Genomic DNA, 13,378 nt, shown 5'->3' on the forward strand with positions numbered 1-13,378 from the left:
CTACAAAAACTTATGCGTTTATATGGAACAAATTAAACTACAATTTGTAATTTTCCGCAGTAAAAAATATTACAATGAAAAATTTCTCAATAGCCATTCATGGAGGCGCAGGAACATTAGTAAAAGGACTAATGACTCAAGAATTGGAGTTGCAGTATAAAGAAGCATTACAATTGGCTTTAAACAAAGGATACACTGTTTTAAATGATGGTGGCAATGCCATTGATGCGGTTGAAATCGCTGTAAAGTCATTAGAAGATTCACCATTGTTTAATGCTGGAAAAGGTTCGGTTTTTACCGCAGAAGGAACGCATGAAATGGATGCGAGTATCATGGAAGGAAAAACCTTAAACGCTGGAGCTGTGTCTTTGGTAACTGGTATTAAAAACCCCGTGTCCTTGGCACGTGATGTTATGGATAAAAGCTACCATGTGTTTTTAGCAGGTGAAGGTGCTATGGCTTTTGCGAAGCAGCATAACTACGACCTTGAAGAGGCTAGCTATTTTTATGATGAGGTACGTTACCAACAATGGCAAGGGATAAAAGATAGTGAGAACTTTCAACTAGATCATAGTGTAAAAAAGGATGGAAAGTTTGGAACGGTTGGAGCCGTAGCTTGCGATCAAGATGGAAATATCGCAGCAGCAACATCTACAGGAGGCATGACCAATAAAAAATGGGGACGCGTTGGTGATAGCCCAATGATTGGTGCTGGTAATTATGCTAACAATAAAACCTGCGCAGTATCATGTACTGGAAGTGGCGAGTTCTTTATTCGAGGTGTTGTGGCTTATGATGTATCATGCTTAATGGAACACAAAGGATTGAGTTTGCAAGAAGCATCGGAAGAAGTTATAAATAAACGTGTTCTTGATATTAAAGGTGATGGAGGCTTAATTGCTGTAGATGCCGAAGGAAACATTGCTATGCCTTTTAATACTGAAGGGATGTATCGTGCCTGTAAGACATCAAAAGGCGACGAACTTATTGCAATTTATAAGTAGGGGTCTTTTTGAATAATTTAGACCAGTTGATTGGTAAAAAGTAAACAATCATTATCCAAACAAAAATAGCGTTCAAAACGAACAAAGTTGTTCTATGATTATATAATAGGATATAAAGAATAACATCAATCGCAAAGAGAAGCATAAAAAAGTTTGGCGTATTCAATAATACAAACTTTAATGCCTTGTGATTAAACAGAACCTGATCTTTATGTTTTAATTGTAGCCAAAAGTGCTGCCCTTCATTATTCGGTGCCCACGTTTGTTTTTTGTCCATATCCAAAACCCTAAAAAACTGCTTTAATACGTTTGCGCTTTTTTGTCTATACACAATATTTAATTGCGCTTTTGTAATACTATTAAAAGCTAATAAAGTAATTACTAGCGATTCTAGGAAATGACCAAATCTAAAAGAGGTTAAAGTGAACAAGGTGGTGTGAAATACAATGATAAACCAAACTGTTAATCTTCGCGTTTTTTTGAAAAGTATAAAAATGGCTATAGAAAACTCAGTAAACATGGCAATATAAGACAATAGTTTTGCCAATACCATTTTTGGAAAGAGTTGAGACATGTATAAATATGGAGGGTTTTCTCTTGCTGTTCCTAACCAGTTATCCATAAAAGCACCAGACCACCAATCCGGTTCAAGAAATTTATTTATTGAAGCGCCAAAATAGACTAAGCTCAATTGAAGCACAAAAAGATATGGAGGATCCTTGTCGTTACTTAGCCCGGCTAAAATTAATGCACAAGCACAAATAAAGTTATGGTTAAAAAAAAGAGGTTTTGAGGCTAAAATGCTTAAAATAATGACACAACCATTAATGAGGCTAGCTGTTCTAACGTTAATATTGAATAACAATGCAAATGCGCTAAGGCCAAATATGATTTTTAATGAATAATTAAAGACGTTAGGATAAGTATTGAACATATCTAATCCTGGTATAAAAGGAATAAACGGATCTGATATTTTAAAAAACATGTGATGCGCAATTAATAATAGCAGCAGTAGTTTACACATGAGTAATACGTTAGAATGCATTTTAGTGCCTTCAAACTGAAATAGTCTTAATATGAACGTTTTTAAGTAGGTCATCGTTTATATATCCATTCCTTTTCGTCGTGGCCGTTCGTTGAGTATTTTACAATAACTTGGGCATTATCTGTTTTGCCATAGGTGTCTTCATATTGAGAAATAAGAGAAAATATATTGTCAATTGAGCGTTGTTCCCAACCTTTCATTTTATACCTATAGCGAGCTTCCGCTTCTTGTTGTGAAAGGGTCTTTCCGTTAATGGTAACAAAGGTTTCAAATTTCGTATGGCTATCGTAAGGTGCCCAGCAGAAAAAACGTTCAGGTATGAAACGAGCATGAACAACAGCTCCCACCTGAAGTAAGAGAAATAGGATTCCGAAGTAAAACCTAGTCTTCATAGGTTTAAAGCTAAAAGAATTTGGTGGCTATGTCAAAAAAACTAGATAAAAGGAGCTTCAATAGGAAGAACCGTTACCTTTCTGTTTTTAATGTCATATTGATCGCCATTAGATAATACATGAACGGTAAGATTAGCCATGGTCATGGGAGTACCTTCTTGTAAAACTTTTTCATTGTTATGTGTAAGCTGGCTCCCATCAAAAACAATCACCATTCCAGAGCCAATAATAGTACAGTCATTTCCATTTTTAATAATAAGACCAGTGTCTTCTGCCAATCCTAAACCAACCAAATTTGGAAATTTAGCAATCGCTTCACTTTGTCTTCCAAAACGTCCACGTTTAATAAAGTGTGTATCAATAATTAAACTAGGAATTAAACTTAAACCTTGATACATGTTAACAGCGCCTTTTACAAAAGCCTCAGAAGCACTACCACCTGCAATCATTTCATTGGACATAGCCATTGCACCAGCACTCGTTCCTGCGATTACAAAGCCTTCTTCATTTTTATAACGTTCTAAAAGGATGTCGTGAATAATTGTGCCTCCAATTTTATCGGTAATTTTAGATTGATTACCTCCTGAAAACATAACGCAATCTGCAGATTTTATGAGATCAATAGATTCTTGCTTTTCAGAGTCTTCTTTACTTCTAATATCCAAAACACTTACATTTTTGCAACCTAAGGTTTCAAAGGCCGATAAATAATTATCGCCAACTTCTTCAGGAATACTGGACGCTGTAGGTATAACAACAATTTTTGAGTTTACACCACCAGACTCTCTCACAACATGGTATAATATACCTTCGTCAATGAATTCTAGCGTGTACATTTCGTTGTGTTCTAGACCTTTGTCTTCGTTTCCTCCTATAGGAATAAGTGTCCCTTTTATCTTCTGCATAAAAATCTTCCTGTATATTGAATATTGGGCAAAAATAAACTAATTTTTTTATTGAAAAATGTTATATTTATAATCTTTCACTTAAAAAATCAACCAAATGGATATACGTAGTATAAATGCAATGCGAGGACCAAACTATTGGTCAATTAGACGACATAAATTAATTGTAATGGTTTTAGACCTTCAAGAAATGGAAGAATTACCTTCCAATAAAGTTGATGGTTTTTATGATCGTCTTAAAGCTATGTTTCCTGGCATGTATGAGCATCGTTGTTCTGTTGGAGAACCTGGAGGATTTTTTCAACGTGTAGAAGAAGGCACATGGATGGGGCATATTATAGAACATATTGCTCTAGAAATCCAGACATTAGCTGGTATGGATGTAGGCTTTGGAAGAACAAGGGGTTATGGCGAGGAAGGAGTCTACAATGTTGTTTTTGCGTATATGGAGGAGTCTGTAGGACGCTATGCAGCAAAGGCTTCTGTGAGAATATGTGAAGCCTTAATAAGTGGAGAAGCATATGATTTGTCTGATGATATTCAAGAGATGCGCGAATTGCGTGAAGCCGACCGCCTTGGACCAAGTACTGGTTCTATTGTAGAGGAAGCAGAAGCTAGAGGAATTCCATGGATTAGATTAAACAAATACTCTTTATGTCAACTAGGATATGGCGCTAACCAAAAGCGAATTCAGGCCACTGTAACGAGTGAAACAAGCAGTATAGGCGTTGAACTAGCCTGTGATAAAGAAGATACAAAATACTTGTTGGAACAAGCCGAAGTGGAAGTACCTCGTGGAGATATTATTCGACGAGAACGTAGTTTAGAGGAGGCTTGTCGATATGTTGGCTATCCTTTGGTAATTAAACCAATAGACGGAAACCATGGACGAGGGATAACAGTCGATATTCAAAACTATGATGATGCATTGGTTGCTTTTAGACACGCAAAAGACAGTTCTAAAAGTGGTGCTATTATTATTGAAAAATTCATTATTGGAGAAGATTATAGGCTACTGGTTATTAATAATAAACTTGTTGCGGCCGCAATTAGAACACCTGCCCATGTTGTGGGTAATGGAAAATCTACAGTTCAAGAACTTATCGATGAGGTAAATAGTGATCCACGTCGCGGTTATGGTCATGAAAAAGTATTAACACAAATTACTACGAACGAGCTTACACGAAAACTTATTAAAGATGCTGGTTATACATTAGATTCGGTTATTGCTGAAGGCGAACGACTTATTCTAAAAGACACGGCAAATCTAAGTACAGGAGGAACGGCAGAAGATGTAACTGATATTGTGCATCCTGCAAATGTATCAATGGCAGAGCGTATTTCTAAAATCATAGATTTAGATATTTGCGGTATCGATATCATGACAACAGATATTTCAAAACCTTTATCTGAAACTGGTGGAGCTGTTCTTGAAGTGAATGCAGGACCTGGTTTTAGAATGCATTTAGCACCAACCACTGGGTTACCTCGAAATGTTGCGGCTCCAGTAATTGACAAACTATTTCCTCAGAAAGGAGATACTGGTCGTATCCCTATTATTGCAACGTCTGGAACAAATGGAAAAACAACCACAACACGCCTAATTGCGCATATTGCAAAAATGAAAGGGTATCGCGTAGGTTATACAACAAGTGATGGTGTTTATATTCAAAACAGGTTGTTAATGACAGGAGATTGTACTGGACCAGCAAGTGCCGAATTTGTTCTCAAAGATCCTACCGTTAACTTTGCTGTTTTAGAATGCGCTAGAGGCGGATTATTACGAGCAGGATTAGGATTTAAAAAATGTGATGTAGCCGTGGTAACTAACGTTGCGGCAGATCATTTAGGCTTAAAAGGAATTCATACGATAGAACAATTAGCTAAGGTAAAAGCTGTTGTTCCTGAAACCGTATTACCAGATGGTTATGCCATCTTAAATGCCGATGATGATTTAGTCTATGATATGCGTCGTAATGTGGATTGTAATGTTGCTTTGTTTTCAATGGATGAAACTAACCCAAGAGTAAAAGCATTACAACGTCTTAATGGTATTACAGCTGTTTATGAAAATGGCTTTGTAACTATTTGTAGAGGCGAATGGAAGATGCGTTTAATGAAAGCCGAGCACATTCCTTTAACTTATGGTGGTAAAGCAAAATTTATGATACAAAATGTCTTAGCGGCTGTTCTAGCAGCCCATGTACAAGGCATTAGTATAGAAGATATGAAAGCAGCCTTAGAAACTTTTATTCCTTCGGCTTCACAAACACCTGGACGTCTTAACTTATTTAAGTTTAATAATTTCACGATTCTGTTAGATTATGCTCATAACCCAGCAGGAATGAGAGCACTTCAAAAGTTTACAGACGAATTAGAGGCCACTGTAAAAGTGGGTATTATTGCCGGTATTGGTGATAGACGTGTTGAAGATAATAACGAAATGGGAGCTATTGCTGCTGAAATGTTTGACGAAATTATAATCCGTCAGGATAAACGTTTAAGGGGAAAAACTGAAGAAGAACTTATAAAGATGCTTGATGATGGAATTAAAATGAAAGATCCTAATAAGAAAACCATGATTATTCCTTCAGAAAAAGAAGCGATTACATATGCTGTAAAAAATGCTGTTAAGGGGTCTTTAATTATTTTATGTAGTGATGTTATTCCAGATGCCTTAGACTTGGTTAAAAAGTTTAAAGAACAAGAGGCTAAAGGAGAATTAAACTTCGCTTAGAAAGGATATATTTAGATATGAAAACAAAAAAATCCGAAACGTTAGTTTCGGATTTTTTAAATGTCTTTAAAACGAATTAGCAAAGTTTTACAGTTTTTACTTTAATCTGTAAACTTTTTCTATATGCTTTTATACTAATTATATCTGAACTTTTCTTTCTGTTTATTTTTAATAGTTGAGCTTTAACTGCAGAAGCAGCTCTTGTCTCTTTTTTTATTTCTTGAGTTTTACCTTTATTTTCGATCACAGTTTCAACAGTATCATTATTTTTGATATCTACATTAGTATCCTGACCTACAGAAAGTAGAGGTAACATTGTAAAGGCTAATATGGTTAATACTTTTTTCATAATCGTCGAGGGTTTTTAATTTTAAACTCAGGTCAAAGAAACACAAGAAATGTAGTGATTATGAATATTTTAGATAAAACGGTTGATTTTTAGTTAAGATGAAACCGTTCGTAAAAAACATCGACGAAATGCACAAAAACGGCTCGCAGCCCAATAAAAACGTTTAGGATTAAATGACAGATTATTCAGATAACAGGTACTTTGAGTTGTTTAACAAACAAAAAGCTCATCAATTTACATTAGGAAATACCAATTATAAGGAGCGCATTAGAAAACTTAAAGCATTAAAGCGTGCTATTGAAAAAACCTACAGGCAAGACTTAAGAGATGCTATGTTTAAGGATTTTAAAAAACCACAAACTGAAGTTGACCTTACAGAGATTTATTTAGTAATTAAAGAAATAAAGTATGCGTGTTCAAACTTAAAGTCGTGGTTAAAGAAACAGCGCGTAGATACACCATTAACCTTATTAGGGACCTCTTCTTATATTACTTATGAGCCAAAAGGTGTATGTTTAATAATATCACCTTGGAACTATCCTGTAACCTTAACCTTTGGCCCATTGGTATCTGCCATTGCGGCTGGCAATACAGTTATTTTAAAACCTTCTGAGATGACTCCAAACACATCTGCAGTAATGCGCGAGATTGTTGAAAGTATCTTCTGGGAAAGCGAAGTAGCGCTTATTGAAGGTGAGGTAGATGTTGCTCAGGATCTTTTAAAATTGCCTTTTAATCATATATTCTTTACTGGATCTCCAGCCGTTGGAAAGATTGTAATGTCGGCCGCTTCAAAACATTTATCCTCAGTAACTTTGGAGTTAGGAGGGAAATCGCCTACTATTATTCATGAATCTACAAATATCAATGCAGCGATTAAGAATATCGTATGGGGAAAGTTTCTCAATAACGGACAAACTTGTATCGCTCCTGATTATGTAATGGTTCATGAATCAATTGAAGATGAATTTATAAATGCCTTTAAGGCTAAGGCACTAGCTTATTATTCAGAAAACCCAAAATCATCAGAATCATTTAGTCGTATTGTCAATAAGAAACATTTTGACCGTCTTGTTGCAAGTATTGAAAATGCTAAATCGTTTAATGCTACAATTGAACTGGGTGGTGATTATGATGAAAATACAAATTATATTGCACCAACGCTAGTGTCTAATGTAGATGAGGGAGCACAGTTGCTACAGGATGAGATCTTTGGACCAGTACTTCCCATAAAAACATATAAATCAACCGAAGAGGTTATCAATTATATCAATTCAAAAGAAAAACCCTTGGCATTATATATTTATGCTAAAAATCGAAAGTTCATTAATACAATAATTAAAAACACCAGAGCAGGTAGCACATGTGTTAATAGTAATGCACTCCAGTATTCTAACCATTATTTACCTTTCGGTGGTTCTAATAATAGTGGTATTGGAAAAGCCCATGGTTTTTTTGGTTTTCAAGAATTTTCTAATGCACGTTCTGTCTTAAAAAGACATACCGCAGGGCCTTTGTACTTACTATTTCCGCCTTATAATACATTGAAGGAAAAAATAGCCAACTTAGCTGTTAAGTGGTTTTAAGCCTTGTTAAAATAGTCAGATTGGATTTGTTCATTCACGCCATCTTGAAATTTAGTCATGCTAAACCATTGATGTATTGAATAACTTCCTGTTTCTCCTTTTTTATTTACAGCAATATATCCGACTTGGAAATTTTTATAATTGCTATTAGGTTTATTTACAATCCTACTTATAGCCTCTTCGCAAGCCTCTTGAGGTGACTTTCCTTGTCTCATAAGTTCTACCACTAAAAAACTTCCAACAGTTTTCACGACTTCTTCACCTAAGCCTGTAGCAACACAAGCACCAATTTCATTGTCTACAAATAAACCAGAGCCAATAATTGGAGAATCACCAACACGTCCACCTAATTTATAAGCAAGTCCGCTAGTGGTACAAGCACCAGAAATGTCACCATTTTTGTCTATGGCCAACATGCCAATAGTATCGTGGTTTTCGATATTGATAATTGGTTTGTATTCGCTTTTTACTTTCCATTCTTCCCATGCCTTTTTTGAAGCATCTGTTAGTAGATCTTCAGCTTCAAAACCTTTAGACAGGGCAAACTGCTTAGCACCTTCACCCGCAAGCATAACATGTGGTGTGTCTTCCATAACCTTCCTAGCCACAGAAACCGCATGTGTAATGTCTTTGAGATATACTACAGAACCACAATTTCCATGTTTATCCATAATACATGCATCTAAAGTGACATTACCATCACGATCGGGTAAGCCTCCTTTTCCAACAGATTGTCCTTTTTCATTCGCCTCTTCAACCCGACAACCTTGTTCAACAGCATCTAGAGCAGTACCTCCGGCTTCTAGGACTTCCATTGCTTTTGCTGTGGCATCAATAACATGCCATGTTGCAATAACTAAAGGTAATGAACCGTTAGAACCGTCTGTTGTTGCAGGTGCAACTGTTTTTTTATCTTCCGAAGTTTTTTCGACACAACCTATTAAAGTATTTCCTACTGCGAGTCCAACACCTGTTAATGACGCATTTTTAATAAAGTTTCTTCGTTTCATGAGACTATTTTTTTAGAATTTTTATAACCATACCATAAGATATAGGTATAGCAAATTATGATAAAGAACAAGGCGTACTTAAAGCCTATTTCATCAGTTAAATAACCATATAAGGGAGGAATTAATGCACCTCCAACAATAGCTGTACAAAGTAATCCAGAGCCTTTAGGTTTAAGTGCACCAATACCATCAATAGCTAGCGTAAAAATGGTTGGAAACATGATAGAGTTAAACAGTCCAACAGCTAAAATACTCCACATACTTACTAATCCCGTGGTGCTTATTGAAATGAGAATAAGGACTATGGCCAACGCAGCAAAAACACCTAGAACTTTTCCTGGTTTCATAATTTTTGTGAGATAGGAACCTACAAAGCGTCCAATCATTGCGCCAGACCAGTAAAACGTAACAAATACACCGACAATAGCTTTATTGTCGTTATCTGTTAGTCCAGAGTTTAAGATGCCTTCAGCTATAGATTTCATTACACTATTTTCTTTAATGACTTCAACCAAATTCATATCTAAAAAATAGTTCACGAGGTAACTACCTATTGCTACTTCTGCACCAACATAAAAGAAAATACCAAGTACGCCTAACATGAGGTTTTTGTTTTTAAAGGCATCTGCATAAGTTCCAGAGGATGTTTCACTTATTAGTTTGGGGAGTTTCGCAAAAAAGAAAATACCAGCTATAAAAATGATAAACAAGGCGAGTCCGAGAAATGGTTTTTGAACGGCCGAAGCCTCGCTAGCTAAGTAGGTTTCTTTTGCAGTTTCTGTTAATGCTGCAATTTCGTCTTTTGTTTTTATTGTATCACTCAAAATAAATAAGGCTCCAATTGCGGGAGCAATCGCTGTTCCCAGAGAATTAAAGGCCTGTGATAAATTTAAACGACTTGATGCTCCTTTTTCTGAACCTAAAACCGCAACATAAGGATTTGCTGCCACTTGAAGAATGGTCATTCCTCCAGCTAAAATAAAGTATGCCAACATAAAGACTCCAAACGTTCTGTAGGAAGCAGCAGGATAAAACAGCAAACAACCTAAAGCCATTGTAAATAGTCCCAATATAATACCACGTTTATATCCAATTTTAGATAAGATATAACTGGCAGGTATTGAGAGTAAAAAGTAAGCGCCAAAGAAAGCGAATTGAACCATTCCTGCCTGGAAATACGTAAGTGTAAATAGTTCTCTTAGGCGTGGAATTAAAGAATCTACTAATACCGTTATAAATCCCCAAAGGAAAAATAGTGTCGTTAGTAAAATAAAAGATGATCGATATGATTTTTGTTGGTTCATAAATTGGCTCTTATTTAATTGAAATTTCATCTACAAATAGCCAACTTCGGCCATCGTGTGGGTAACCTAAATGCCATTTGGGAAGTTCTCCTAATTTTTTAGCAATCACTCTGATATAGCGATATTTTTTCGATGTGTTACTGAAATCTAATTGTTGTATTGAAACATCCTCTGAAGGTTGTGCAGCATCAATAACCCGTTTAGGCGCAAAAGGTTTAAATAGTTTTCCATCATTGGACACTAGGCAACGGACTTCAGTAGGATAGAAAATCCATGAGCGCTGGTCTTGTAAAAAACCAACTGAAATTGTATTGATATCCCTAGAACTGCCTAAGTCAACGGTTGCAATAAGATCTTCATCAAAATAACCTTGCCACGTTCCTGTTCTAAAATCTTGAGTTCCCCTAATACCATCTATAAGAGCGTCGTTGCCTCCAGCATTATATTGATTGGCATATGTTGTTCCAAGATGTATAGATACATTTGGATCTATTTTGTAGAATTTTGTTTCAATAAGTGCGCTTTTGATGTTGTTTTTTTCTGAGTATACAACCATTGTAGTGGGATCCGAAATTTTAAACGGATCACTATACTTAATATAATCACCTTCGTTGAGCTTGTAATAAATAATAGCATCTGAATCTGCATTTTGCAATACAACTTCAGTATCTCCTTTAAAAGCTACATCTCCTTTGGCGATAAATGGAGCAGGAACAATCACGTGCTCCTTAATTTGGGTTTTAGGCTCCTGGCCATCTCTACTTCCCCAAACAGCAGGATTGTCGGTCATTTTGAATTCTAAAGTGCCTCCATCCATAATGTCATTATGAGAAATGAACGTCTTATCAAGGGCTTTTCCGTTAAGGTATGCATATTCAATATAGATGTTTCTATCACTTAAATTATCTGCAACAATAGTAAATTGTTTTCCGTTTTCTAAGTTGATAGTTGCTTTATCAAACAGCGGAGTGCCAATGATATAATCATTGCTAGAAGGTGTTACAGGATAGAATCCCATTGATGAAAAAACGTACCAAGCACTCATTTGTCCACAGTCTTCATTACCCGAAATACCATCAGGTTCATTGGTGTAGAGTTCTGTTAAAATTTGATGAACCTTCTCTTGGGTTTTATGTGGTTTGTTTACAAAATTATAAAGGTAAGCCATGTGATGGCTAGGCTCATTTCCGTGAGCATATTGCCCTATTAACCCTGTTATATCGGCTTGGTTACGACCAGAGGTTTCGCCTTTAGCGGTAAACAGGTCATCTAATTGTATTTCTAATTTATCTTTTCCACCTAACAAGGTCATAAACCCAGATATGTCTTGAGGGACATAAAAACTGTATTGCCATGAGTTGGCTTCGGTATAGTTGAAGTTAACTTCATAAGGATCAAAAGGGGCAAACCATGTATTACGAAAACGTCCGCGCATAAATTTACTTTCAGGGTCGTAAATGTTCTTATAGTATTGCGCTCTTTTCGAATACAATTCATAATCATCAGTTTTCCCCATGGCTTTAGCCATTTGTGCAATGGTCCAGTCATCGTAGGCGTACTCTAATGTTTTGGAAACTGATTCACTTTCTTCTTCCACAGGAATGAACCCGAGTGCTTTGTATGATTTAAGTCCGAGTTTATCTCTAGTAGCCGAATGTTTCATTGCTTCTAAGGCCTTTTCAGTATCATAATTGGTTATGCCTTTTAAGTAGGCATCGGAAATCACAGGAACAGCATGATAGCCAATCATACAACCTGTATAACAAGCCGATAGATCCCAAATAGGCATTATACCACCTTCATCATATTTGGCTAAGAACGTATTTATAAAGTCATTGGTGCGCTCTTGTTCGATAATAGTATATAAGGGATGAGCAGCTCTATAAGTGTCCCAAAGAGAGAATACTGTATAGTATTCAAAATCTCCCGTTTCATGAATTTCTAAGTCCATACCTCGATAACGCCCATCTACATCTTGATAAAGGTTTGGAGCAATCATAGTGTGATATAACGACGTATAAAAATTGGTTTTATAATCATTGTTTTGAGATTCAACAACAAGTTTATCGAGCTGATTTTCCCAGGCGTTCTGGGCATCGGTTTTAATGTGGTCAAATGTCTTATTGCCAATTTCTTGTTTTAAGTTGTTGAGAGCTCCATCATTATCAACCGCCGAAATACCTATCTTAACATAAATTGGGTCATTGTTGGGGTTGTTGAAAGCAATGGCAGCTTGTTTACTCTGATATTTATAATTTTTAGAAACCAAGGCGCCTTGATCTTGATAGGTGATGTTTTTTATAGGTTTTGAAAACTCAATTGTATAAAATAATCTTTGATCTGTTGCCCATGCTTTTGAGTGTCTAAAACCAGAAATAGTAGAGTCGTTTATTTTCTGAATTTTATAATCTAGGAGCTCATCTCGATGATCGAGTTCAAGAATTACATATTGATTTTCGGATGATGGAAATTGGTATTTGTGCATACCACTGCGTTTTGAAACCGTAAGTTCAACATCAATATTGGTAGAATCTAAGTGTACCTTGTAATATCCCGGCTGGGCAATTTCATTATCGTGAGAAAAATGAGCACGATAACCAGGTTTTCCGTCACTACCGTTATTAAAATTAATGCTTGTGGTTGGCATTAATAAAATGTCGCCGTAATCACTAACACCAGTACCGCTGAGGTGTGTATGAGAGAAACCATAAATGTAATTATCACTATAGTGATAACCCGAACAACCATCCCATCCATCGAGTCTAGTATCAGGGCTTAATTGCATCATGCCAAACGGCATTGTGGCTCCTGGATATGTGTGTCCATGACCACCTGTACCAATAAAGGGGTTAACATATTCAATTAGAGGTTTGTCTTTTTTGGCAATTTCGATTTGAGGTTTCGTTTCACAGCTAATTAGGAAAAAAGTTAGTAAAACGACGAAAAAAAGATGTTTCATGGACGGTGTTTTTAATCGAAACGGAAGATACTAAATCTTAACGTATCGTTAAATATAATTTATCAACTAAGTTGCTTTTTAAAATGA

The 13,378-nt window shown here is 36.0% G+C and carries 10 protein-coding genes; 3 read left to right on the forward strand and 7 right to left on the reverse strand.

Annotated features, from left to right (window positions below; genetic code table 11):
• Nucleotides 1–74: 74 nt before the first annotated feature.
• Entirely contained in the window at nucleotides 75–1,004 is a 930-nt protein-coding gene (locus tag Q0787_RS17750; RefSeq protein WP_298904398.1) for an isoaspartyl peptidase/L-asparaginase family protein, read from the forward strand.
• Here Q0787_RS17750 and Q0787_RS17755 read toward each other — a convergent pair.
• Genes Q0787_RS17755 through Q0787_RS17765 form a run of 3 tightly spaced genes read right to left on the reverse strand, consistent with a single transcriptional unit; the run spans nucleotide 985 to nucleotide 3,346 of the window.
• A complete protein-coding gene (locus tag Q0787_RS17755) occupies nucleotides 985–2,103 on the reverse strand; it encodes an HTTM domain-containing protein (protein ID WP_298904399.1) in 1,119 nt (372 codons plus the stop codon). The genes Q0787_RS17750 and Q0787_RS17755 overlap by 20 nt on opposite strands.
• A complete protein-coding gene (locus tag Q0787_RS17760; RefSeq protein WP_298904401.1) occupies nucleotides 2,100–2,441 on the reverse strand; it encodes a hypothetical protein in 342 nt (113 codons plus the stop codon). Before Q0787_RS17760 ends, Q0787_RS17755 begins: the two co-directional genes overlap by 4 nt.
• 41 nt (nucleotides 2,442–2,482) lie before the next feature.
• Nucleotides 2,483–3,346 (reverse strand): cyanophycinase, encoded by an 864-nt coding sequence (locus Q0787_RS17765; protein ID WP_298904403.1) that lies wholly within the window; start codon nucleotides 3,344–3,346, stop codon nucleotides 2,483–2,485.
• Between the two features lie 97 nt (nucleotides 3,347–3,443).
• Between Q0787_RS17765 and cphA the strand changes: the two genes are divergently transcribed.
• The gene (gene cphA, locus Q0787_RS17770; protein WP_298904405.1) at nucleotides 3,444–6,083 is read left to right on the forward strand and encodes a cyanophycin synthetase; all 2,640 of its coding nucleotides are present in this window, start codon (nucleotides 3,444–3,446) and stop codon (nucleotides 6,081–6,083) included.
• 76 nt (nucleotides 6,084–6,159) lie between these two features.
• Here the strand turns inward: cphA and Q0787_RS17775 are convergent, their stop codons facing one another.
• Nucleotides 6,160–6,432 carry a hypothetical protein gene (locus Q0787_RS17775; protein WP_298904407.1) on the reverse strand — a complete coding sequence of 91 codons (273 nt, stop codon included), beginning with the start codon at nucleotides 6,430–6,432 and terminating at the stop codon, nucleotides 6,160–6,162.
• Nucleotides 6,433–6,605: 173 nt separating this feature from the next.
• On the opposite strand from Q0787_RS17775, the gene Q0787_RS17780 reads away from it, so the two are divergent.
• Complete coding sequence (locus tag Q0787_RS17780; protein ID WP_298904409.1) at nucleotides 6,606–8,018, forward strand: aldehyde dehydrogenase family protein; 1,413 nt, start codon at nucleotides 6,606–6,608, stop codon at nucleotides 8,016–8,018.
• Here the strand turns inward: Q0787_RS17780 and Q0787_RS17785 are convergent.
• Genes Q0787_RS17785 through Q0787_RS17795 form a run of 3 tightly spaced genes read right to left on the reverse strand, consistent with a single transcriptional unit; the run spans nucleotide 8,015 to nucleotide 13,291 of the window.
• Complete coding sequence (locus Q0787_RS17785) at nucleotides 8,015–9,028, reverse strand: isoaspartyl peptidase/L-asparaginase family protein (protein ID WP_298904411.1); 1,014 nt, start codon at nucleotides 9,026–9,028, stop codon at nucleotides 8,015–8,017. The two genes, Q0787_RS17780 and Q0787_RS17785, sit on opposite strands and share 4 nt — an antisense overlap.
• A complete protein-coding gene (locus tag Q0787_RS17790) occupies nucleotides 9,025–10,332 on the reverse strand; it encodes a sugar MFS transporter (protein WP_298904413.1) in 1,308 nt (435 codons plus the stop codon). Before Q0787_RS17790 ends, Q0787_RS17785 begins: the two co-directional genes overlap by 4 nt.
• A gap of 10 nt (nucleotides 10,333–10,342) precedes the next feature.
• Nucleotides 10,343–13,291: a GH92 family glycosyl hydrolase gene (locus Q0787_RS17795; protein ID WP_298904415.1), complete on the reverse strand. Its 2,949-nt coding sequence runs from the start codon at nucleotides 13,289–13,291 to the stop codon at nucleotides 10,343–10,345.
• Nucleotides 13,292–13,378 lie beyond the last annotated feature (87 nt).

Origin of the sequence: uncultured Psychroserpens sp., assembly GCF_947492715.1 — a bacterium.
Classification (GTDB): Bacteria; Bacteroidota; Bacteroidia; order Flavobacteriales; family Flavobacteriaceae; genus Psychroserpens.

Coding starts and splice junctions, on each gene's coding strand:
- Q0787_RS17750 (WP_298904398.1), top strand. CDS start 75: ATGAAAAATTTCTCAATAGCCATTCATGGAGGCGCAGGAACATTAGTA.
- Q0787_RS17755 (WP_298904399.1), bottom strand. CDS start 2,103: ATGACCTACTTAAAAACGTTCATATTAAGACTATTTCAGTTTGAAGGC.
- Q0787_RS17760 (WP_298904401.1), bottom strand. CDS start 2,441: ATGAAGACTAGGTTTTACTTCGGAATCCTATTTCTCTTACTTCAGGTG.
- Q0787_RS17765 (WP_298904403.1), bottom strand. CDS start 3,346: ATGCAGAAGATAAAAGGGACACTTATTCCTATAGGAGGAAACGAAGAC.
- cphA (WP_298904405.1), top strand. CDS start 3,444: ATGGATATACGTAGTATAAATGCAATGCGAGGACCAAACTATTGGTCA.
- Q0787_RS17775 (WP_298904407.1), bottom strand. CDS start 6,432: ATGAAAAAAGTATTAACCATATTAGCCTTTACAATGTTACCTCTACTT.
- Q0787_RS17780 (WP_298904409.1), top strand. CDS start 6,606: ATGACAGATTATTCAGATAACAGGTACTTTGAGTTGTTTAACAAACAA.
- Q0787_RS17785 (WP_298904411.1), bottom strand. CDS start 9,028: ATGAAACGAAGAAACTTTATTAAAAATGCGTCATTAACAGGTGTTGGA.
- Q0787_RS17790 (WP_298904413.1), bottom strand. CDS start 10,332: ATGAACCAACAAAAATCATATCGATCATCTTTTATTTTACTAACGACA.
- Q0787_RS17795 (WP_298904415.1), bottom strand. CDS start 13,291: ATGAAACATCTTTTTTTCGTCGTTTTACTAACTTTTTTCCTAATTAGC.